This is a genomic window from Streptosporangium sp. CA-135522, from assembly GCF_050949235.1.
Classification (GTDB): domain Bacteria; phylum Actinomycetota; class Actinomycetes; order Streptosporangiales; family Streptosporangiaceae; genus Streptosporangium.
Genome location: NZ_CP192026.1, coordinates 3,087,161 through 3,107,257 on the forward strand (window position 1 = coordinate 3,087,161; position 20,097 = coordinate 3,107,257).

General features: G+C 71.5%; 19 protein-coding genes. 13 read left to right on the forward strand and 6 right to left on the reverse strand.

All coding sequences use genetic code 11. The annotated features are described in order from the left end of the window. Positions 1-264 precede the first annotated feature (264 nt). Positions 265-1,467, forward strand: a complete 1,203-nt coding sequence (thiI, locus tag ACQPYK_RS14625; protein ID WP_433255370.1) for a tRNA uracil 4-sulfurtransferase ThiI — start codon at positions 265-267, stop codon at positions 1,465-1,467. A 144-nt stretch (positions 1,468-1,611) separates the two neighbouring features. On the opposite strand, the gene aroF is transcribed toward thiI, so the two are convergent. Next, positions 1,612-2,649 carry a 3-deoxy-7-phosphoheptulonate synthase gene (gene aroF / locus ACQPYK_RS14630; protein WP_433255372.1) on the reverse strand — a complete coding sequence of 346 codons (1,038 nt, stop codon included), beginning with the start codon at positions 2,647-2,649 and terminating at the stop codon, positions 1,612-1,614. A gap of 398 nt (positions 2,650-3,047) precedes the next feature. On the opposite strand from aroF, the gene ACQPYK_RS14635 reads away from it, so the two are divergent. The 3 genes from ACQPYK_RS14635 to ACQPYK_RS14645 all read left to right on the forward strand — a co-directional run bounded on the left by ACQPYK_RS14635 (position 3,048) and on the right by ACQPYK_RS14645 (position 5,779). Further along, positions 3,048-3,665 (forward strand): molybdopterin-dependent oxidoreductase, encoded by a 618-nt coding sequence (locus tag ACQPYK_RS14635; RefSeq protein ID WP_433258795.1) that lies wholly within the window; start codon positions 3,048-3,050, stop codon positions 3,663-3,665. A gap of 86 nt (positions 3,666-3,751) precedes the next feature. Then, positions 3,752-4,936 (forward strand): histidine kinase, encoded by a 1,185-nt coding sequence (locus tag ACQPYK_RS14640; RefSeq protein WP_433255375.1) that lies wholly within the window; start codon positions 3,752-3,754, stop codon positions 4,934-4,936. Between the two features lie 78 nt (positions 4,937-5,014). After that, on the forward strand, positions 5,015-5,779 hold the full coding sequence (locus tag ACQPYK_RS14645; protein WP_433255377.1) for a LytR/AlgR family response regulator transcription factor: 765 nt from the start codon (positions 5,015-5,017) through the stop codon (positions 5,777-5,779). A 411-nt stretch (positions 5,780-6,190) separates the two neighbouring features. On the opposite strand, the gene ACQPYK_RS14650 is transcribed toward ACQPYK_RS14645, so the two are convergent. Beyond that, positions 6,191-7,039, reverse strand: coding sequence for a deoxyribonuclease IV (locus ACQPYK_RS14650; protein WP_433255379.1), 849 nt, complete (start codon positions 7,037-7,039; stop codon positions 6,191-6,193). Positions 7,040-7,234: 195 nt separating this feature from the next. On the opposite strand from ACQPYK_RS14650, the gene uraD reads away from it, so the two are divergent. From uraD to alc, 8 genes are all read left to right on the forward strand, one after another. Further along, a complete protein-coding gene (gene uraD, locus ACQPYK_RS14655) occupies positions 7,235-7,795 on the forward strand; it encodes a 2-oxo-4-hydroxy-4-carboxy-5-ureidoimidazoline decarboxylase (protein ID WP_433255382.1) in 561 nt (186 codons plus the stop codon). A gap of 79 nt (positions 7,796-7,874) precedes the next feature. Continuing rightward, the gene (gene uraH / locus ACQPYK_RS14660) at positions 7,875-8,189 is read left to right on the forward strand and encodes a hydroxyisourate hydrolase (protein WP_433258797.1); all 315 of its coding nucleotides are present in this window, start codon (positions 7,875-7,877) and stop codon (positions 8,187-8,189) included. A 2-nt stretch (positions 8,190-8,191) separates the two neighbouring features. Beyond that, entirely contained in the window at positions 8,192-9,082 is an 891-nt protein-coding gene (gene pucL, locus ACQPYK_RS14665; RefSeq protein ID WP_433255384.1) for a factor-independent urate hydroxylase, read from the forward strand. 26 nt (positions 9,083-9,108) lie between these two features. Further along, complete coding sequence (locus ACQPYK_RS14670) at positions 9,109-9,996, forward strand: FAD binding domain-containing protein (protein WP_433255387.1); 888 nt, start codon at positions 9,109-9,111, stop codon at positions 9,994-9,996. Then, a complete protein-coding gene (locus ACQPYK_RS14675) occupies positions 9,996-10,469 on the forward strand; it encodes a (2Fe-2S)-binding protein (protein WP_433255390.1) in 474 nt (157 codons plus the stop codon). Before ACQPYK_RS14670 ends, ACQPYK_RS14675 begins: the two co-directional genes overlap by 1 nt. A 173-nt stretch (positions 10,470-10,642) precedes the next feature. Next, positions 10,643-11,899: a glycerate kinase gene (locus ACQPYK_RS14680; protein WP_433255392.1), complete on the forward strand. Its 1,257-nt coding sequence runs from the start codon at positions 10,643-10,645 to the stop codon at positions 11,897-11,899. A 108-nt stretch (positions 11,900-12,007) separates the two neighbouring features. Next, the gene (allB, locus tag ACQPYK_RS14685) at positions 12,008-13,477 is read left to right on the forward strand and encodes an allantoinase AllB (protein WP_433255395.1); all 1,470 of its coding nucleotides are present in this window, start codon (positions 12,008-12,010) and stop codon (positions 13,475-13,477) included. Further along, positions 13,474-14,427 carry an allantoicase gene (alc, locus tag ACQPYK_RS14690; protein WP_433255397.1) on the forward strand — a complete coding sequence of 318 codons (954 nt, stop codon included), beginning with the start codon at positions 13,474-13,476 and terminating at the stop codon, positions 14,425-14,427. Before allB ends, alc begins: the two co-directional genes overlap by 4 nt. 32 nt (positions 14,428-14,459) lie before the next feature. Here the strand turns inward: alc and pknB are convergent, their stop codons facing one another. The 4 genes from pknB to thiO all read right to left on the reverse strand — a co-directional run bounded on the left by pknB (position 14,460) and on the right by thiO (position 18,556). Then, positions 14,460-16,388: a Stk1 family PASTA domain-containing Ser/Thr kinase gene (gene pknB, locus ACQPYK_RS14695; RefSeq protein WP_433255400.1), complete on the reverse strand. Its 1,929-nt coding sequence runs from the start codon at positions 16,386-16,388 to the stop codon at positions 14,460-14,462. Between the two features lie 76 nt (positions 16,389-16,464). Beyond that, complete coding sequence (locus tag ACQPYK_RS14700; RefSeq protein ID WP_433258799.1) at positions 16,465-17,223, reverse strand: thiazole synthase; 759 nt, start codon at positions 17,221-17,223, stop codon at positions 16,465-16,467. Positions 17,224-17,237: 14 nt separating this feature from the next. After that, on the reverse strand, positions 17,238-17,438 hold the full coding sequence (gene thiS, locus ACQPYK_RS14705; RefSeq protein WP_433255402.1) for a sulfur carrier protein ThiS: 201 nt from the start codon (positions 17,436-17,438) through the stop codon (positions 17,238-17,240). Next, positions 17,435-18,556, reverse strand: a complete 1,122-nt coding sequence (thiO, locus tag ACQPYK_RS14710) for a glycine oxidase ThiO (RefSeq protein WP_433255405.1) — start codon at positions 18,554-18,556, stop codon at positions 17,435-17,437. The genes thiS and thiO overlap by 4 nt, the downstream gene beginning before the upstream one ends. Before the next feature lie 343 nt (positions 18,557-18,899). On the opposite strand from thiO, the gene ACQPYK_RS14715 reads away from it, so the two are divergent. Further along, positions 18,900-20,060 carry an NAD(P)/FAD-dependent oxidoreductase gene (locus tag ACQPYK_RS14715; protein ID WP_433255408.1) on the forward strand — a complete coding sequence of 387 codons (1,161 nt, stop codon included), beginning with the start codon at positions 18,900-18,902 and terminating at the stop codon, positions 20,058-20,060. Positions 20,061-20,097: the final 37 nt, after the last annotated feature.

Consider the following 20,097-nt stretch of genomic DNA (forward strand, 5'->3'; position numbering starts at 1 on the left):
GAACGCCCGGCCCGTGAGCCCCCGTCGACGAGCGATCGTTCGTCGACGGGGGCTTTCGTCTGTGCCGGCTCCCGGCCGTCTCCGGGGTACGGCGGGTGGTCTCGGCCCGCGAGTCCGTCCTCCGTACCGTCAAGCAAGGTCCGGATGGTCGTGGGGCGGATTAAAGTAACTAGGTCGAGGCGTTGTCTTCAGGCGGTTACGCATGACATCGGGCGGTAGGCCCGTATCTCCCCTGACCCTCACTGTTCCACCGGAGGTTGCAGCATGACCATGTCCGCCTTGGGTGAGCCCTGCGTTCTACTCAAACTGGGCGAGGTCGTCCTTAAGGGAAACAACCGAGAGATCTTCGAACAGCGGTTGCAGGCCAACATCAAGGCGGCCCTGAAGGACTTCGACTTCAAAGTGGACGTGCGCCAGCGTCACGGCGTCATCGCGCTCTTCCTCCCGGACGGCACCGGCCCCGAGGTCGCCGACGCCGTCGCCGAGCGGGTCGCTTACGTTCCCGGGCTGGTCTGGATTCACCGGGCCTGGCGGGTGGAGAAGGACCCGGGCGCGGTGACCAAGGCCGCGATCGAGCTGCTGGCCGACCGGGAGGACGTCAGGCGCGGCGTCTCCTTCGCGGTCCGCTCCCGCCGCCGCGACAAGCGCTTCCCGATGACCTCCATGGAGATCGACCGTTCGGTCGGCGGCGAGCTCAACGACATCTACGGCCTGCCGGTCGACCTGAAGAACCCCGAGCTGGTCGTCTCCATCGAGGTGGACCGGGACGAGGTCTTCGTCTTCACCGGCGGCACGCCCGGTCAGGGCGGCCTGCCGGTCGGCACCAGCGGGCGAGGCCTGGTCCTGATGTCCGGCGGCATCGACTCCCCGGTGGCCGCCTACCGCATGATGCGGCGCGGTCTGCGGGTGGACTTCCTGCATTTCTCCGGCATCCCGTTCACGACGTCGGAGTCCATCTACAAGGCGTACGCGCTGGTGCGCGCCCTGGACAAGTTCCAGGGCAGGTCGCGGCTGTGGGTCGTCCCGTTCGGCAAGGCCCAGCAGTCCATCAAGTCCTCCGGGCAGGACCGCCTCGCGGTCATCTCCCAGCGCCGTCTGATGCTCAAGACCGCCGAGGAGGTCGCCCGCCGCCTCCGCGCCGGCGCGCTGATCACCGGTGACTCCCTCGGCCAGGTCTCCTCCCAGACCCTGCAGAACATCACCGCCCAGGACGACGCGGTCGACATGCCGATCCTGCGCCCGCTGATCGGCCTCGACAAGACCGAGATCATGGCCGAGGCCCGCCGCATCGGCACCCTGGAGATCTCCGAGCTTCCCGACGAGGACTGCTGCACCCTCCTGGCCCCCCGGCGCGCCGAGACCGCGGCCAAGATCGCGGATCTGAGGCAGATCGAGAAGCGTCTCGACGCCGAGGAGCTCGCCGTCCAGCTCGCCGGATCCCTCCAGGAGTACAAGCTCGAAGGCTGACAGGAGTACAAGCCCGTGGGCCGGCAGGAGTACAAGCCCGTGGGCTGAGCGCGAGAGCACGGCCGGCGGTTCTTGGCGCCGGCCGTGCCGGGAGGCGGGGGCACTCGCGGTAGGGATGAACGCGGGGCCTGACGGCGACCACGATCAGGTGGACGCCAGGGCGTCGCCGACCGTGGTCTTGCCGACCAGCGGCGGGAAATCGCGCATCAGGCGGGCGAGCTCCTGCAGGTCGCCGTCGACCAGTGCCTGCGGGCCGTCGCACAGGGCCTGCTCGGGCTGTGGGTGCACGTCGATGATCACGCCGTCGGCGCCGACCGCGATGGCCGCGCGGCTGAGCGGCAGGACGAGGTCGCGGCGGCCGCCGGAGTGGGACGGGTCGACGATGACCGGTAGGTGGGACAGTCGCTGGGCGACGGGGACGGCGGAGATGTCGAGGGTGTTGCGGGTGGCGGTTTCGAAGGTGCGGATGCCGCGCTCGCACAGCACGATGTCGAGGTTGCCGCGCTGGGCGATGTATTCGGCGGCCATCAGCCATTCTTCGATGGTGGCGTTCATTCCGCGCTTGAGCATGACCGGTTTGCCGGCGGCGCCGACGGCTTGCAGCAGTGCGAAGTTCTGGGCGTTGCGGGTGCCGACCTGGAGCATGTCGGCGTAGGAGGCGACGAGGTCGACGTCGTGGGCGTCGACCACTTCGGTGACGACCGGCAGGCCGGTCTGCTCGCGGACGTCGGCCAGGATGCGCAGGCCGGCTTCGCCCAGGCCTTGGAAGGCGTAGGGGGAGGTGCGGGGTTTGTAGGCGCCGCCGCGTAGCAGGGTGGCGCCGGCGGCCTTGGCCATCTCGGCCGCTTGGAGGGTCTGCTGCGGGGTCTCCACCGCGCAGGGGCCGGCGATCAGGGTCACCGTGCCGGGACCGATCGGCACGCCGCCGACCCGGACCGTGGAGCGCTCGGGATGGTTGTCCCGGCTGACCAGCTTGTAGGGGGCGCTCACCCGCATCACGTCGGCCACCCCGCGCATGCCGCGCAGGTCGAGCGCGCTGAAATGGTCGATGTCGCCGACGAGCCCGATGATCGTACGGCTCACGCCCCGGCTGACGAACGCCTCGCCGCCCGTCGTGCCGATGATCTCCACGATCGCCTCGACGTCTTCCTGGGTGGCGCTGGGGCCCATGACGATGACCATGTCACTCCTTCGATCTCGATGAAAAAAGGTCCGTGAACGCAGAAGGCCCCGGGTCCGTAACCGGACCCGGGGCCTTCGCGTTCGCCTGGCTGTCAGCGCAGCATCTGGAGGCGAACGGTCCGACCCGCGGGTCCGTCGCCATACCAAAACCAGAAAGCAGTACGCATCGCGGGCAATAGTAGCGCATCGTCAGGACTCGTCGGCGAGGCGGACGGTGCGCCAGGCCCCTTTCCGGTGTCCGGCTCCGGCGCCTCCCGGTGTCCGGCTCCGGCGCCGACACGGCGAGAAAGCGTTATCCGGTGGCCGCTGAGACGGTGGTGGAGGCGCGGTGGCAGGATTACCCCGTGCCGTCGGGGAACAGGATCACCCGGTGCCAGCGGGAAACGGCGAGGGGAGTGATGGTGGAGCAGTCCGAACCTCCGGAGGAGACTCGCCTGCCTCCGGGCCAGTACGTCCCCCGGGGGCGCCCGGTGATCCATTACGGCAGGGTGCCCACGTTCCGCCCGGCGACGTGGGAGTTCCACGTCATGGGTGCGACCGCCTCGGGGCAGCCGCACAAATTCACCTGGCCACAGTTCTCCGAGCTGCCACGCACCACGGTCATCGCCGACTTCCACTGCGTCACCAAGTTCTCGATCATGGGGAACGAGTGGTGCGGGGTCTCCACGGCGACACTGATGGAGCTGGCCCCGCCCGCCCCGGGCGTGAAGCACGTGATGGTCTGGGGCGAGTACGGCTACAGCGCCAACATGCGGATGAGCGACTTCTCCCACCCCCACACGTTGTTCGCCCTGGAGCTCGACGAGAAGCCCATCTCGCCGGAGCGCGGATTCCCGGTAAGGGTCGTCGTTCCCCACCTGTACGCGTGGAAGAGCGTCAAATGGGTGCGCGCCGTGGAATATCTCCTGGAAGACCGGCGTGGTTTCTGGGAGGAGCGCGGCTACCACAACGTCGCCGATCCCTGGCGTGAGCAGCGATACTCCTATCAGGAGGAAACAGGCGAAGGGCCGCCGTGATCGACTATCAGGATGAATCAGGTGAAGGTCCGCCGTGATCGGCGTTCTCCCCTGATTGACCGGGGTGGTTGACTACGGTTTCCCGCATGTGGTCGACCAGTGGCTGGGTGCTGCTCTGCGCCGTCAGCACTCTCCTTGGATTCGTCCTGTCCCGCCGGCTTCCGGCCGCCCCCCGCCACCTGGGCGGCTCGCCGGACGAGGCGACCTTCGCCACCCTGCACGTCGCCGCGCAGGCGGCGCCGTCACTGCGGGCCGGACTGACGCGCGACTCCGCCTGCAAGGCGATCCGCCACCTGCGCACGCTGCTGGGCACCAGGGCCATCGCGGTGACGGACGCCTACGGCGTGCTCGCCTGGGACGGCGCGATGGACTGCCACCGCGACCACGCGCCGGAGCACGCCCGCGACGTGTTCTCCTCCGGCCGCCCGTACGTGGTGGCCGGTGACACGCTCACCTGTGACACGCCGGGCTGCGTGATCCGAGGTGCGGCGGTGGTGCCGCTCACCGTGGACGGCCGGGTGATCGGCGCGCTGGCCGCCTACGACGCCGAGGTGAGCGCGGCGCTCGTGCGGACCGTCACCGAGGTCGCCCGCTGGGTCTCCGGCCAGCTGGAGCTGGCCGAGCTCGACTCCTCCCGGCGCCGCGCGATGGAGGCGGAGACGCGGGCGCTACGCGCGCAGATCTCCCCGCACTTCGTCTACAACTCCCTGACCACCATCGCCTCCTTCGTCCGCACCGACCCCGAGCGGGCCCGAGAGCTGCTGATGGACTTCGCCGACTTCACCAGGCACGCGCTGCGCCGGGAGGGGAATTTCAGCACCCTGGCCGACGAGTTGCGCTGCGTGGACAGATACCTGCTGCTGGAGCGGGCCAGATTCGGCGAGCGGCTCCGCTTCACCGTCCAGGTGGCACCGGAGGTGCTGTCGGTGCCCGTGCCGTTCCTGTGCCTTCAACCGCTGGTCGAGAACGCCATCAAGCACGGCGTCGCCGCTACCGGCGGTTGCGGCGAGGTGAGCGTGGTGGCCAGGGACGCCGGCCCCGAGGCCCACATCACCGTGGAGGACGACGGGCTCGGCATGGACCCGGCGCGGGCCAGGCGGCTGCTGGAGGACGAGCCGCGCCAGGGGCGGGAGGAGGGCGGCATCGGCCTGGCCAACGTGGACGTACGGCTGCGCCGGCTCTACGGCGAGGGCTACGGGCTCGTCGTGGAGACCGCCCTGGGCGCCGGTACCAAAATACGGCTGCGCGTGCCGAAGCTTCCCTCAAGGTAATAGCTATTTGTAGTCATAGCTTTACTTAAAGTTGACATTTCTATTGCGCTGAACGCGGTTCGGCGGCAGCGTGGGGCCATGTTGCGAGTCCTGGCCGTTGACGATGAGGTCCCCGCGCTGGAGGAGCTGGCCTACCTCCTTCGCCACGACCCCCGCATCGAACACGTCTCCACCGCTCCCGGAGGAGTCAGTGCCCTGCAGGACATGGTCCAGATGATCGGCGCGGGAGAGCGGCTCGACGGAGTCTTCCTCGACATCCGCATGCCGGGTCTCGGCGGCCTCGACCTGGCACGGCTCATCGGTGCCTTCCCCAACCCGCCCCGGCTGGTGTTCGTCACCGCCCACGAGGATTGCGCGATCCAGGCCTTCGACCTGGAGGCGGTCGACTACCTGCTCAAGCCGGTCCGCGCCGACCGGCTGGCGGAAGCCGTACGGCGCCTGGAGTCCATGACGCCGGCGACGGCCGAACCGGTCCCGGAGGACGTCATCCCGGTCGAGCTCGGCGGGCGGACCAGGTTCGTGGCCCAGCAGGCGGTCCGGTTCGCCGAGGCCCAGGGTGACTATGTACGGCTGCACACCGTGGACGGCAACTATCTGGTGCGCATGTCGCTGGCCGCGCTGGAGCGGCGCTGGGCCGGCTCGGGATTCATCCGCGTGCATCGCAGCACGCTGGTCTCGGTGCGGCACGTGAGCGAGCTGCGCTTCGACGGCGGCCGGGTGACGCTGCAGGTCGGCTCGGAGACGCTGCCGGTCAGCCGCCGCCACACCCGGCAGGTCCGCGAGCAGCTCGTCCGGGACCGCCAGCTCCAGGACCGGTCGCTGTCCTCCGAAGCGGTCAGGTGAGCCGGTCGACCCGGGAATCGACCGTTCGTCGCGCCGGCCCGGCCGCTCGTCGTGTCGATACTCTCCGTACATCGACGACTACACACCGTTAATCGCGCTGACGGGAAAGGAGTGGTCGGCCGGCTGGACGCCCCTCTAGTGTTCCATTCATCGGAGAGCCAAACCCGCCGCATCAGGGGGACAGAGCCGAAAGGCTCGGACAAGACCTGATGCGCGGAGCCCTGGATGACCGCCGACGGCCGGTCATCCGGTCGCCGGGCCCTGAATCGGGGGGAGGGCCCGGCGATCTCCGGTGTGACGGGACGCCCGCGTTAGCCAGCGGGCCGGACCGTGATCTGGTCCGCGGGGGCGGCCGGATCACGAGAGCGGGCGTCCCGTCCCACCCCGCCGGTCAGGTGAGGCGCCCGCCGCTCACCGCTCCTCGCGGTCACGGAGCTTCTTGAGCAGCTCGATGTCCTCGCGGTGCTTGTCGATGGGGCCCGGGGTCTCGATGCACAGCGGCACGCCGGCGGCCACCGGGTGGCGCATCAGCTCGCCGAAAGGCTCGATGCCGATGTGGCCCGCGCCGATGTTCTCGTGCCGGTCCTTCTTGGAACCGCAGACGTCTTTGGAATCGTTGGCGTGGATCAGCTTGAGCCGTCCCGGGGCGATCGCGTGCAGGGCGTCGAGGGTCTCCTTGACGCCGGCGGCGGTCGACAGGTCATGGCCGGCGGCGAAGGCATGACAGGTGTCCAGGCAGACGCCCGCCTTCGGGTGCCAGTCCAGGGCCGTCAGATAGGGCTCCAGGTCCTGGACGGTCGCGCAGAGCATCGCACCCTGCCCGGCCATCGGCTCCAGCAGCAGGTCCGGGCCGTCGTCCGGGATCTCCTCCAGCAGGGGGAGCAGGTGCTCGTGCAGCTGGCGCAGGGCGTCTTCGCGGGACTGGCTCACCGCCGACCCCGTGTGGACCACCACGCCTTCGGCGCCGATCTCGTAGGCGCGCCGCAGGCCGTGCCGTACGGTGGCCGTCGACTTCTCCAGCGTGTCGGCACTGGGTGAGCCCATGTTGACGAGGTAGGGAACGTGCACGAAGGACGACATCCCCGACTCGCGGAGCTTGGCGTCCTGCTCGGGGTCGCCCGCGGTGAGCGCCCAGCCGCGGGGATTGGTGACGAACACCTGGATCATCTCGGCGCCGATGTCCGAGGCACACTGCAGGCCGCCCTTGGCCAGGCCGCCGGTGACGAAGACGTGTCCGCCGATGAGGGAAAGAGAAGTCATGGTGCCGCCAGTTTAGGCGCTGCGGCCGACGTTTCCCGGCCGCCGAGGCGGCCTCGACCGACCCGTTACGGGAGGTCGGGGCCACGCTCGCCCGCCCGGCTTGGAGCATGACACGAAAACACGGGGCAAACCTTTAGCCCCCTTGGGAGTTCTCGCTGCTGGACCGCGCACGGCGGCGGTGTGTGTACTGCTTGCATGCCGAACGTGAATCCCACGGCCTCAGCGACGGGGCTGACCGGCTTCAACGCGCTCGACGCCGCCGAGGCCGAGGCCGGGCTGCTGGCCTGCTGCGGCTCCCGGGTCTTCGCCCGCCGGGTGGCCGCGCTGCGTCCCTACCGCGACCTCGCCCAGCTGGCCGAAGCGGCCGGCGCCGCCGTCGGCGACCTGTCCTGGCCGGACGTGCGGGAGGCGCTGGCCGCGCACCCCAGAATCGGTGGGCCGCCTCGCGACGGCGGTCGCGCCGAGCGAGCCGGCGGGACCGAGCGGGAGTCGTCCTGGTCCCGCCGGGAGCAGTCCGGCGTGGACGGGGCCGGCCGCGCGGTGCTCGACGGATTGGCCGAGGGCAACCGCCTCTACGAGGAGCGCTTCGGGCACCTCTACCTGGTGTGCGCCACCGGTCTGACGGCCGAGGAGATGCTGGCCCGGCTGCGGGAGCGGCTGCGAAACGACGAGGCGACCGAGCGGGACGTCGTCCGGGCGGAGCTCGCGAAGATCACTCGCCTGCGCGTGGCGAAGCTGCTGGGCGAGGGCGTGTGAGGGCCGCGATCCCGTACGGGACCGTGCGGCCGTACGAAAGGCGCGGGAGCGGGAGCTCGCGCGCGGCGACCCGGGAGGTCTGGTGAGTCTGTCGACGCATGTGCTGGACGCGGTGCTGGGCAAGCCCGCGGCGGGGGTCGCGGTGCGGCTGGAGCGGGCGGGCGCCGTGCTGGCCGAGGGCGTCACCGGCGCCGACGGCCGCCTCGGCGGCTGGGCGCCCGCGGCGGGCGCCCACAGGCTCGTGTTCGACACCGGCGCCTATTTCGCGGCCCGGGCGGTGCGAGCCTTCTACCCGCAGGTCGCGGTCGATTTCACGGTGGAGGATCCCGACGAGCACTACCACGTGCCGTTGCTACTGAGCCCGTTCGCCTATTCGACGTATCGAGGGAGCTAGGCATGGCGGTCGTTCTCGGTGCCAACCGCTACGGCAAGGCGCAGGTGCGTCTGGTCCGGGTGGTCAAGGACGGCGCCGTGCACCATCTCAAGGACCTCAACGTCAGCTGCGCGCTGTCGGGCGAGATGGATGCAGTGTACCTGCGCGGTGACAACAGCGCGGTGCTGCCGACCGACACGCAGAAGAACACCGTCTACGCCTTCGCCCGCACGCACGGCGTGGACCAGATCGAGGACTTCGCGCTGGTGCTGGCCCGCCACTACGTCGCCTCCCAGCCGGCCGTCCACCACGCCCGGGTGGAGATCGACGAATACCTCTGGGAGCGCGTCCCCGCCGGCGGACCGGCCGGCCCGCCGCGGTCGTCGCACTCTTTCGTGCGTTCGGGCCGGGAGGTGCGCACCTGCGTGGTCCATCACGACCGCGACGGGACCACCAGCGTGATGTCGGGACTGAAGGAGCTGGTGTTGCTGAATTCGACCGGTTCGGAGTTTCAGGGATTCGCCGTGGACGAGTTCACCACCCTGCAGCCGGCCACCGACCGGATCCTGGCCAGTGAGGTGACGGCCCGCTGGCGGCATGGGCACGCCGGCGGCGCGTTCGGCGAGTCCTACAGTGAAGTGCGGCACTGTTTGCTGCAGGCGTTCGCCGACACCTACAGCTTGTCGCTGCAGCAGACGCTGTACGAGATGGGCCGGCGGGTGATCGAGACCCGCCCGGAGGTCTGCGAGGTGCGCCTGACGATGCCGAACAAGCACCACTTTCCGGTGGATCTGACGCCGTTCGGGCTGGACAACCCCAACGAGGTGTTCTACGCCGCCGATCGGCCCTACGGGCTGATCGAGGGCGCGGTGCTCGACGACGGCGCCCCCGACGCCGGTTCCGCGTGGGAATGAGCCGTGAAAGTGAGCGGGGAGTGAGCATGGAATTCGTGCGGGCGGCCGACTGGGCGCAGGCGCTGGCGGCCAAGGCCGCGCTGCCCGAGGCCCTGCCCATCCAGGGCGGCACCGACGTGATGGTGGAGCTCAACTTCGGCCGCCACCGGCCGGTCGCGCTGCTGGATCTGACCGGGGTGGCGGAGCTGGGGCGCTGGAGCGGCGAACCGGACGGGCGGCTGCGCGTGGGGGCGGGGGTGTCGTACACGCGGCTGATCGCCGAGTTGGGGCGGCAGCTGCCCGGCCTGGCCCAGGCCGCGCGTACGGTCGGCTCGCCGCAGATCCGCAACCGCGCCACGGTGGGCGGCAATCTGGGCGCGGCCTCACCGGCCGGCGACAGCCACCCGCCGCTGCTGGCGGCCGGCGCGGTGATCGAGGTCGAATCGGCCGCCCGAGGGGTGCGGATGATCCCGGCCGAGGAGTTCTACCTCGGGGTCAAGCGCAACGCGTTGCAGGCCGATGAGCTGATCAGGGCGTTCTGGATGAGGCCGGCCGCGGGTCCGCAGTATTTCTCCAAGGTCGGCACCCGCAACGCGATGGTCATCGCGGTGTGCTCGTTCGCGGTCGCGCTGGACGCCGATCGGCGGCGGGTGGGGACCGGGATCGGTTCGGCCGCGCCGACGCCGGTCCGGGCGGTGGCGGCCGAGGAGTTCGTGGCCGCCGAGGCGGACTGGGACGACGAACGGCTCGATCCCGGCGTGCTGGAGCGGTTCGGCGAGCTGGCGTCCCAGGCCGCCGCGCCGATCGACGACGTACGCGGCACGGCGGACTACCGGCGTCACGCGCTGGCGGTGATGGCGCGGCGCACGTTGAGCTGGGCATGGAACGAACGGAATGAGCGGTGGTCGCGGCACGGGCGAAGGGAAGCGATCTGATGCGTGTCGAGTTCGTCGTCAACGGCCGTCCGGAGCAGGCCGACGACGTCTGGGAGGGCGAGAGCCTGCTGTACGTGCTGCGCGAGCGGCTCGGCCTGCCGGGCTCCAAGAACGCCTGCGAGCAGGGGGAGTGCGGCTCGTGCACGGTGTATCTCGACGGGGTGGCGGTGTGCGCGTGCCTGGTGGCGGCCGGCCAGGCGCAGGGCCGTCAGATCCGCACGGTCGAGGGGCTGGCCGACGGGGAACGGCTCGACCCGGTCCAGCAGGCCTTCGTCGAATGCGGCGCGGTGCAGTGCGGGTTCTGCACGCCGGGTCTCATCGTGCAGGCGCATGATCTGATCGAGCGCAACGCGCGGCCCTCGGACGCGGAGATCCGTGAGGCGCTGGCGGGCAACCTGTGCCGGTGCACCGGCTACGAGAAGATCCTCGACGCCGTACGGCTCGCCGCCGCCCGCAAAGCCGAGCTCTCGTGAACGGGCGGGCCGGAGAGGGCGGCATGGGCGGTGACAGGGCGGTGAGGGGAGTCGAGCCCGTCATCGGACAGGTGTGATGATGGTGCTTCATCTCACCGTATTCCGGAACGCGCGCACACCCGCATCCGCCGGGCCGGAGCGCGCGTCCGCTCATCCTCCATCAGGGAGCAGCGTTGTCTGAGCCTTCGGGGTCTTCGGGACATGTCATCATCGCCCCGGACAAGTTCAAGGGGTCGCTGACCGGAGCCGAGGTCGCCGCACGCGTGGCGGCCGGTCTGGGTCCAGACGTCGTCATGGTCGCGCTGCCGGTGGCAGACGGCGGCGACGGCACCGTGGACGCGGTCGTGGCCTGCGGATTCACGCGCGTCGAGGTCGAGGTCACCGGTCCCACCGGGCAACCGGTCCGCGCCTCCTACGCCTGGGGCGAGCCCGCCCGCGCCGAGGCCGCCGCCCCGGCCGATGCCGGTTCCCCACCGGTCGAAGTGCCGACGGCCGGTGGGGGACTGGCATCGGTCGAAGTGCCGACGGCCGTCATCGAGCTCGCCGAGGCGTCGGGGCTGCGCCGCCTCACGGGTGATCTCCAAGCGCTGAGCGCGACCAGCTACGGCACCGGCGAGCTGATCGCCCATGCCGTACGGCGCGGCGCCAGGCGGATCGTGCTGGGGCTCGGCGGCAGCGCCTGCACCGACGGCGGCGCCGGCATGATGCAGGCGCTCGGCGTGCGATTCCTGGACGCGGACGGGCAGGAGCTGACGCCCGGCGGCGCAGCCCTGCGCGGTCTCAAGGAGATCGACAAATCCGGGCTGATCTCCATGGACGGGGTCGAGTTCGTCGTCGCCGGCGACGTGGACAACCCGCTGCTGGGCCCGCACGGCGCCGCCGCCGTGTACGGCCCGCAGAAGGGCGCCGGTCCCGAAGAGGTGAAGGTGCTCGAAGGGGCCCTGGCCCGCCTGGCGGCCGTCGCCGCGCACACCCACGGCCTGACCGGCGCCATCGAGCACGACGGGATCGTCCGGGCCATGGGCGTGGCCGCCCGGCCGGGCGCGGGCGCCGCCGGAGGGGTGGGCTTCGCCGCCCTGGCCTTCCTGTCCGCCGACTTCCGCCCCGGCATCGAATACCTGCTCGACCTGCTCGGCTTCCAGGAGCGGCTGGAAGGAGCCCGCCTGGTCATCACCGGCGAGGGCTCGCTGGATGAGCAGACCCTGCGCGGCAAGGCCCCCGCCGGGGTGGCTTCCGCCGCCGTCAAGGCAGGGGTTCCCGTCGTCGCGGTGTGCGGACGCCGCGCTCTCGACGACGAGGAGCTGAACGCGGCGGGCATCACGGCCGCCTACGCGCTCACCGACCTCGAACCCGACCCGGCCGTGTGCATGTCCCAGGCGGGTCCGTTGCTGGAGCGGCTCGCGCGGGAGGTCGCGCGCAGGCATCTGTGAGCGCCGTCCCGGCGGCCAGGCCGTTTGCTCGCGCGAAGCGGCCGATCCTGCCGCCGGGAGACCCGGCCGCCGTACGGAAACGGGAAGGGAAGGGGAGAGGTAGGGGTGATGGGCGGACAGGTCGAAGGCATGATGGATCTGGTCATCCGGTCCCGCCGGGCCGTGCTTCCCGAGGGGGAGGGGCCGGCGGCGGTGGCCGTACGGGACGGGAAGATCGCCGGCGTGCACGCCTACGACGCCGAGGTCGCGGCGGTCCAGCGGATCGACCTCGGCGAGGTCGCGTTGCTGCCCGGCCTGGTGGACACCCACGTGCACGTCAACGAACCGGGGCGGACGCACTGGGAGGGCTTCGCCTGCGCCACCCGGGCCGCCGCGGCGGGCGGCGTCACCACCATCGTGGACATGCCCCTCAACTCGCTGCCGCCGACCGTGAACGCGGCCGCGCTGGCCGTCAAGAAGACGGCGGCGGCCGGGCAGTGCCTGGTGGACGTGGGCTTCTGGGGTGGTGCGGTTCCCGGCAACCTCAAGGATCTCAGGGCCCTGCACGAGGCCGGGGTGCACGGGTTCAAGTGCTTCCTGTCGCCCTCCGGGGTGGAGGAGTTCCCGCCGCTGGACACCGGCGAGCTGCGGGCGGCCATGGCGGAGATCGCCTCTTTCGACGGCCTGCTGGTCGTGCACGCCGAGGACCCGGCGCTCCTCGGCGAGCCGGCCGGACCCGGCTACGCGGACTTCCTCGACTCCCGGCCCGGCCGGTCCGAGTGCCGCGCGGTCGAGCGGGTCATCGCGCTGGCGGCGCAGACCGGCGTGCGGGCGCACATCCTGCACGTCTCCTCCGCGCTGTGCCTGCGACCTCTGGCCAGGGCACGGCGGGAAGGCGTCAGGATCACCGCCGAGACCTGCCCGCACTACCTGACGCTGGCCGCCGAACAGGTGCCGCACGGCGCGACCCAGTTCAAGTGCTGCCCGCCGATCCGCTCGTCGGCCAACCGGGAGGAGCTCTGGCGGGGGCTCGCCGACGGTGTGCTGAGCTGCGTGGTCTCCGACCACTCCCCGTCCCCTCCGGAGCTGAAGGTGCCTGATTTCGCCGCGGCCTGGGGCGGGATCTCCTCCCTGCAGGTCGGCCTGGCGGCCGTCTGGGCCGAGGCGTCGCACCGCGGGCACGGCCTCGGCCAGGTGGTCCGGTGGATGGCCGCCAACCCCGCGGCGCTGGCCGGGCTGGGCGGTAAGGGGTCCATCGCCGTGGGCAACGACGCCGACCTGGTCGCCTTCGACCCCGACGCCGTCCACGTCGTGGACGCGGCCGCCCTGCACCACAGGAACCCGCTCACGCCCTACCACGGCAGGACGCTGCGCGGCGTGGTCCGCGCCACCTGGCTCCGCGGCCGGGCGGTGGACGACGTCCCGGCGGGAGCTTTCCTGCGGCCCGATCCGGCGTCGGAACGCCCTCGGGCATCGGAACGCCCTCCGGGAACGGCGCCCGCATCGGAACCGGCGGCCGTTCCGGGAAGCGAGCGTCTCGCGACCGCCGGGCGCCGTCCGGCGCCCGAGGCGTCCCATGAGAAAGGCCCTCTTCCGTGAGTGATTTCACCGCACTGCCCGACCTGGCCCTGCGCACTCTGGGCGGCTCGGTCGTCGCGGCCAGCGACGAGTCCTTCGCCGAACGGGAAAACCTCATCAGTCCCGGCCGGCCCGCTTTCCAACCCCATACCTTCGGCCCCAAAGGGCAGCGCTACGACGGCTGGGAGACCCGGCGACGGCGCGAGCCCGGCCACGACTGGGCTCTGGTCCGGCTCGGCCTGCCCGGCCTGATCCGCGGCCTCGTCATCGACACCGCCTGGTTCACCGGCAACTACCCGCCCCAGGCCTCCGTCGAGGCCGCCGCGCTCGACGGCCACCCCACCCCGGCCGAGCTGCAGGCCGCCGAATGGACGCAGATCCTCGCTCCCAGCGATCTCACCGGCGACGCCGAGCACCTGTTCACCGTCACCGACCCCCGCCGCCACACCCACGTCCGGCTGAACATCTTCCCCGACGGCGGCGTCGCGCGGCTACGCGTGCACGGCGAGGTCAGAGCCGACCTGAGCGTCTACGACGGCCTCGGCCTGGATCTGGCCGCGCTGGCCAACGGCGCGCTGGTCACCGGCTGCTCCAACGAGTTCTACTCCTCGCCCAACAACCTCATCGCCCCCGGCCTCGCCCGCCATCAGGCCGAGGGCTGGGAGACCGCCCGCCGTCGCGGCGGCGGCAACGACTGGGTGCTGATCCGCCTGGCCGGCGCCGGGGTCGTCAAGCTCGCCGAGATCGACACGACCAACCTGCTGTTCAACGCCCCGAGCGCGGTCGCGATCAGCGGCACCGCGGACGGGGACACCTGGTTCGACATCCTGCCCCGCACCCGCCTGCAGCCCGACACCCCGCACCGCTTCCGCATCGCCGACGCCCCCGTGGCCACCCACGTGCGGGTGGACGTCTACCCCGACGGGGGACTCGCCCGCGTCCGCCTGCACGGCGTTCTCGCCGAAGGCTGACCCGGGCGTCCGGCGCCCCTTCGCCGCCCGGCTCAGTGCCAGAGGGTCACCTCAGTGCCCGACGGAGCCTGCTGCCCTCCCGGCGGGAGCTGGGCCAGGACCAGAGCCCGGCCCGGGCCTTTTTTTACCTTCACCCTCATCCCCGCGGCCTGCAGCTCCTGCCGGGCCGCCTTGACGTCCTTGAACATCACGTTGGGAATGACGATGATCTTCTGGTTCGGGTCGGCGGGCTGGTTCGGGTCGGTGTTCTCCCACGGCCAGTGCCAGCCGCCGTTGTTGCACTGCGACAGGGTCAGCCGGACGACGGCGCCCTTGTCGATCTCCGCGTTGGGCTGGGGGTCCTGGGCGATCACCGTGCAGGGCTGGGCGGAGTCGGTCTGTTCGACGAACTCGGGCGAGAAGCCCGCGGTGCGCAGCATGGCGTCGGCCTGGTCGCGGGGCATGCCCTTGACGTCGGGCATGACCAGACCCGCGCTGATCACCAGGCTGACCTTGCTGCCCTCCTTGACCAGGTTTCCCACGGCGGGGCTGGCCCGCATCACCTGACCGCGCGACACGGTCTCGCTGGGCTGCTTCCTGACGCGGTCGACGACCAGCCCGGAAGCCGCCAGCTTCGTCGCGGCGTCGTCCTTGCTCAGGCCCACGACGTTGGGCACGGCGACCCGCTTGGGGCCGGCCGACGCGATGAGGACCAGCTTGGACTTGCCCTCCCTCTCGGTGCCCGCCACCGGGTCGGTCCGCAGCACGCTGCCCTTGGGCATCTTCTCGTCGTTCTCGGCCTTGCCGATCTCGACGACGAAACCGCGCTGCCTGGCCTCGTTCTCGGCGATCGTGACGTTCTTGCCGACCAGTTCGGGCACCGTGATGGTGGTGCTCTGGGAGAACAGCCAGCCGGTCACCCCGACCGCGGCGACCATCACCACGGCCAGCGCGATCACGAACCAGTTGGGCCGAAAGCGCGCCCGCGCGGGCGCGGCGGGCGCGGCGTGATCGGAGACCGGGCTGGTCAGCAGATCGACGCGCGGCTGGATCAGGGTCTGGTTGGCCGGCGCGGGCGCCTGGTCGGGGCTGTGCGCGGGGCCGACCGGGACGGACGGCACCGGGCCGCTCTCCCTGGGCAGCATCCGGTGCGCGTCCACCGCGGCGACCAGCAGCGCGGTGGCGTCGGCCGGGCGCGTCGCGGGGTCACGGGCCGTCGCCTGGGCCACCAGCGTGTCCAGCAGCGGTGGGACGCCCGGCAGCAGCGTCGAGGGAACGGGCACGGTGTCGTGCACGTGCCGGTAGGCCACCGACATCGGAGTGTCGCCCTCGTACGGCTGGCGGCCGGTGAGCAGCTCGAACAGCATGATCCCGGCCGAGTAGACGTCGCTGCGGGCGTCGGCGGCGCCGGAGGTCACCTGCTCGGGCGACATGTAGCCGATGGTGCCGATCATGACGCCCGTCCGCGTCTGGTTGGTCGCCTCGATCGCGCGGGCCAGGCCGAAGTCCACCACCTTGACCCGGCCGTCGTCGCTCAGCAGTACGTTCTCCGGTTTGACGTCCCGGTGGACCAGCCCGGCCTGGTGCGCGGCGCCCAGCGCGGCGAGCACCGGGATCATGACCTCGAGGGCCTCGCGGGCGGGGAGCCTGCCCCGGGCACGGAGCACGTCGCGCAGGGTGCGTCCCGGCACGTACTCCATTGACAGGTAGACGTTGTCTCCGTCGGTGCCCTGGTCGAAGACATGCACCACGTTGGGGTGCGAAAGGCTCGCCACCGACTTGGCCTCGCCGATGAACCGCCGCACGAAGGCGGGGTCCTCGGCGAGGGAGCGGTGCATCACCTTCACGGCGACCGTGCGGTCGAGCCGGATGTCCAGAGCCAGATAGACGGTCGCCATGCCGCCCCGGGCGATCCGGGACTCAACGCGGTAACGCCCGTCGAGGAGTTTCCCGACCAGGGGGTCCGTAAGCGTCGTGTCCACCCGGCTGAGTTTACGGGCGATTTGGCGCCCGCAGGGTCCCGGTGTTCCAAACCGATGCCGAGAAGTTGACTGTTTCCTACGGATTCATCGGCGACGACGCCTCCGCGTAGCGCCGCCGGGGGATCCGCCCCGCCAGCCGGGCCTGGCGTCCCGCGACGACCGCCGAGCGCATGGCCTGGGCCATCAGGTCCGGCCGCTGCGCCCGGGTCACCGCCGTCGCCAGCAGCACGGCGTCGCAACCCAACTCCATCGCCAGTGTCGCGTCACTGGCCGTGCCGATCCCGGCGTCCAGGATCACCGGAACCTTCGCCGCCTCCACGATGAGTTCGATGTTGTGCGGGTTGCGGATGCCCAGTCCCGAGCCGATCGGCGCGCCCAGCGGCATCACCGCCGCGCAGCCCGCCTGCTCCAGCCGGCGCGCCAGAGCCGGGTCGTCGCCGATGTAGGGCAGCACCGTGAACCCGTCGGCGACCAGCCGCTCGGCCGCGTCGAAGGTCTCGATCGGGTCCGGCAGCAGGGTGCGCTCGTCGGAGATGACCTCCAGCTTGACCCAGTCGGTCTCCAGCGCCTCCCTGGCCAGCCTGGCGGTCAGCACGGCCTCCCCGGCGGTGAAGCAGCCGGCCGTGTTCGGCAGGACCTTGATCCCGCGCCGGCGCAGCACGTCGAGCACCGAGCCCCGCGCGGACGGGTCCAGCCGCCGTATCGCGACCGTGGTCAGCTCGGTGCCCGACAGGGCCAGCGCCTGGTCCAGGACGTCCAGCGAGGGAGCGCCCCCGGTGCCCATGATGAGGCGGGAGGAGAACTTCTCCCCGCCGATGATCAGATCGTCGTCCATGTACGTCAACGCCCTCAGCCTCCCTGCACCGCGGTGAGGACCTCGACCCGGTCGGCCTCGGCGAGCGTCATGGAGTCCCACGAGCCCCGCGAGACGACCTCGTCGTTGACCGCCACGGCCACACCGGTCCTGACCTCGGTCAGCTTCTGTACGGCCTGCGTCACGGTGGCCCCGGGGGGCAGCTCGTGCGCGGCGCCGTTGATGGTCACGTTCATGGGTGCTCCTGGAAGCGCAGTGGCGAGCAGATCGTCGAAAGCTCCGGGTCCGCCCGGCCGGTGCACAGGTCGGCGGTCAGCGGGGCCAGCAGCACCCCGCCTCGGTGGTGCCCGGTGGCCAGCCACAGGCCGGGCAGGGCCGTGGGGCCGACCAGCGGCAGGTTGTCGGGAGTGCCGGGACGCAGCCCCGCGACCACGTCGGCCAGCTCCAGCTCGGTCACGCCCGGCACCAGCTCCCGCGCGTCGCGCAGCAGCTCCCACAGCCCTCCGGCGGTCACCCGGGTGTCGAAGCCCATCTCCTCCTGGGTGGCCCCGACGACCAGCTCGCCGTCGCCGCGCGGCACCAGGTAGACGTGTTCGCCGTGCACGACCCCCCGCACGCATCGCCGCAGGATCGGCTCGGGGGAGCGCAGCCGCATGATCTGGCCCTTGATCGGCCGCACCGGCGGCAGCACCTCGGGCGGCACTCCCTCCAGCTTTCCCGACCAGGCCCCGGCCGCCAGGATCACCCGGTCGGCGCCGACGGTCTCACCGGTGGCCAGCCGTACGCCCGCGACCGCCCCGGCGGCCGTCTCCAGCCCCGCGACCCTGGCGCGCACCTGTGCGCCACCGCGGCGCTCCAGGGCGGCCAGGAGGGCCCTGGTGACCCTCCTGGGGTCCACCCAGGCGTCCCCGCCGGCCAGCAGGCCGCCGCGGACGGACGGTGCGAGCATCGGCTCCAGGCGGCGGCACTCGCGGCCGGTGAGCCGCTCGGCGGGCAGGCCGAGCTTGTCGGCGAAAGCGGCCAGGTCGTCCAGCACCGCCAGATCGTCGGCGCCGAAGGCGACGTCCAGCGTGCCCTCGGTGCGGTAGTCGAGCTCGTGGCCGCTGTCGGTGGTGAGCTCGGCCGCGAACGCGGCCCACCTCTCCAGCGAGGCCAGGCCGAGCCGCAGCAGGGGCTCCTCGGTGTAGGTGACCTCGCTGACCGGCGCCAGCATGCCGGCCGCCGCGTGTGAGGCCCCCGAGGCCGGAGCGGGATCGACCACCGCGGTCCTCAGCCCTCGCCCGGCGGCGCGCCAGGCCACCGACAGTCCGACCACGCCCCCGCCGATGACGAGGACGTCGAAACGATGCGCCATGCGTGCTCCGCTCCCTTCGCCGGCATGACCCGGATCAGGTTCGTGGCGGTCGAGGGCCCGCTTGCGGTCGCGTTCGGATCACCGTTCGTCCCGTGCCGTGCTCGCTCGCCTCCGAGGCGCGATGGCCTCGCACGTCACCGGACTCGTCGTGGTCCTCGCCGCTCCGCAGCCCTCCTCTCAGCCCGGTGCGTCCCGGGCTCCCGCGCGTCTTGTCCCTCCCACCCTAAAGGCTCGGGCCACACCATCAGCGCGCTGGATGTGAGCTAAATACCGTTTTCGTTATCAAACCGCGTTGGTAGGGAATCGACTCGGCCGCTTAGGCTCGTGAGTTGTGAATCATGTCGTGGTGGTTGGCGCCGGCCTGGCCGGTGTGCGGAGTGTCGAGGCATTACGAGCCCGCGGGTTCGGCGGCGCGATCACGTTGATAGGCGAGGAGGCGCACCGGCCCTACGACCGTCCGCCACTGTCGAAGAGCGTCCTGCTGGGCGAGACCGACTCCACGATCGTCGACTCCGACCTGGACGCGCTGGAGGTCGACTTCCGCGCGGGCGTGTCCGCCAAGGGACTGCGCGAGGGCGTGGTGGAGACCACCGAGGGCGAGCTGGCCTATGACGGCCTGGTCATCGCCACCGGCGCGCGGCCGATCCGGCTGCGCGGCGACGGCGCGCAGCACGTGCTGCGCACCATCGACGACGCGCTCGAACTGCGCGCCCTGCTCACCGCGGGGACGAAGGTCGCCGTCATCGGCGCGGGCTGGATCGGCGCCGAGGTCGCCACCGCCGCGCGCAGGGCGGGCTGCGAGGTGACCGTCGTCGAGGCCGCCGCCGTCCCGCTGAGCGCCGCGCTCGGCCCCGTGGGCGCGCACACCGCCTCCTGGTACGGCCGGGCGGGCGTGGACCTGCGTCTGGGCACCGCGGTCGCCTCCGTCGACCAGGGCGGACTGACCCTGGCCGACGGCTCCACGGTCGAGGCCGGTGTGATCGTCACCGGGGTCGGGGTGCGGCCCGCGGTGGAGTGGCTGACCGGTTCCGGCCTCGAACTCGACGACGGGGTCGTCACCGACGAGCACCTGCGCACCTCGCTGCCGAACGTGGTCGCCGTGGGCGACTGCGCGGCCTGGTGGTCGCGCCGCTACGGCCGCCGCATGCGGGTGGAGCACTGGGACACCGCGCTGGGCGCCCCCGACGTGGCCGTGGCCGCCCTCCTGGGCCACGAGGCGGTCTACGACCCGGTGCCTTATTTCTGGTCCGAGCAGTTCGGCCACATGGTGCAGTACGCGGGGCACCACGAAGGGGAGCGCCTGGTCCTGCGCGGGGACCCGGCCACCGACACCAAGTGGAGCGTCTGCTGGGTGGCCGACGACGGCAGGCTCGCGGCGGTGCTCGCCGTGAACCGCCCGCGCGATCTGGTCCAGGGCCGCCGTCTCATCGAGCGTGGTCAGCGTCTCGACGTCGATCGCCTGGCCGACCCTGCGGTAGCGTTGCGCGACTGTACGGCGGCGTAACCTCGCCGCCGGGTGTTTGGCGAAGGGCTCGATGTGG

What these genes read in the sequence shown, in the direction of transcription:
- ACQPYK_RS14670 (WP_433255387.1), top strand. Translation starts at nt 9,109, where the DNA reads ATGGAATTCGTGCGGGCGGCCGACTGGGCGCAGGCGCTGGCGGCCAAG.
- thiS (WP_433255402.1), bottom strand. Translation starts at nt 17,438, where the DNA reads ATGAACGTGACCATCAACGGCGCCGCGCACGAGCTGCCCCCCGGGGCC.
- thiI (WP_433255370.1), top strand. Translation starts at nt 265, where the DNA reads ATGACCATGTCCGCCTTGGGTGAGCCCTGCGTTCTACTCAAACTGGGC.
- pucL (WP_433255384.1), top strand. Translation starts at nt 8,192, where the DNA reads ATGGCGGTCGTTCTCGGTGCCAACCGCTACGGCAAGGCGCAGGTGCGT.
- allB (WP_433255395.1), top strand. Translation starts at nt 12,008, where the DNA reads ATGGGCGGACAGGTCGAAGGCATGATGGATCTGGTCATCCGGTCCCGC.
- uraD (WP_433255382.1), top strand. Translation starts at nt 7,235, where the DNA reads ATGCCGAACGTGAATCCCACGGCCTCAGCGACGGGGCTGACCGGCTTC.
- ACQPYK_RS14640 (WP_433255375.1), top strand. Translation starts at nt 3,752, where the DNA reads ATGTGGTCGACCAGTGGCTGGGTGCTGCTCTGCGCCGTCAGCACTCTC.
- ACQPYK_RS14635 (WP_433258795.1), top strand. Translation starts at nt 3,048, where the DNA reads ATGGTGGAGCAGTCCGAACCTCCGGAGGAGACTCGCCTGCCTCCGGGC.
- ACQPYK_RS14675 (WP_433255390.1), top strand. Translation starts at nt 9,996, where the DNA reads ATGCGTGTCGAGTTCGTCGTCAACGGCCGTCCGGAGCAGGCCGACGAC.
- ACQPYK_RS14645 (WP_433255377.1), top strand. Translation starts at nt 5,015, where the DNA reads ATGTTGCGAGTCCTGGCCGTTGACGATGAGGTCCCCGCGCTGGAGGAG.
- thiO (WP_433255405.1), bottom strand. Translation starts at nt 18,556, where the DNA reads ATGGCGCATCGTTTCGACGTCCTCGTCATCGGCGGGGGCGTGGTCGGA.
- ACQPYK_RS14700 (WP_433258799.1), bottom strand. Translation starts at nt 17,223, where the DNA reads ATGGACGACGATCTGATCATCGGCGGGGAGAAGTTCTCCTCCCGCCTC.
- aroF (WP_433255372.1), bottom strand. Translation starts at nt 2,649, where the DNA reads ATGGTCATCGTCATGGGCCCCAGCGCCACCCAGGAAGACGTCGAGGCG.
- ACQPYK_RS14650 (WP_433255379.1), bottom strand. Translation starts at nt 7,039, where the DNA reads ATGACTTCTCTTTCCCTCATCGGCGGACACGTCTTCGTCACCGGCGGC.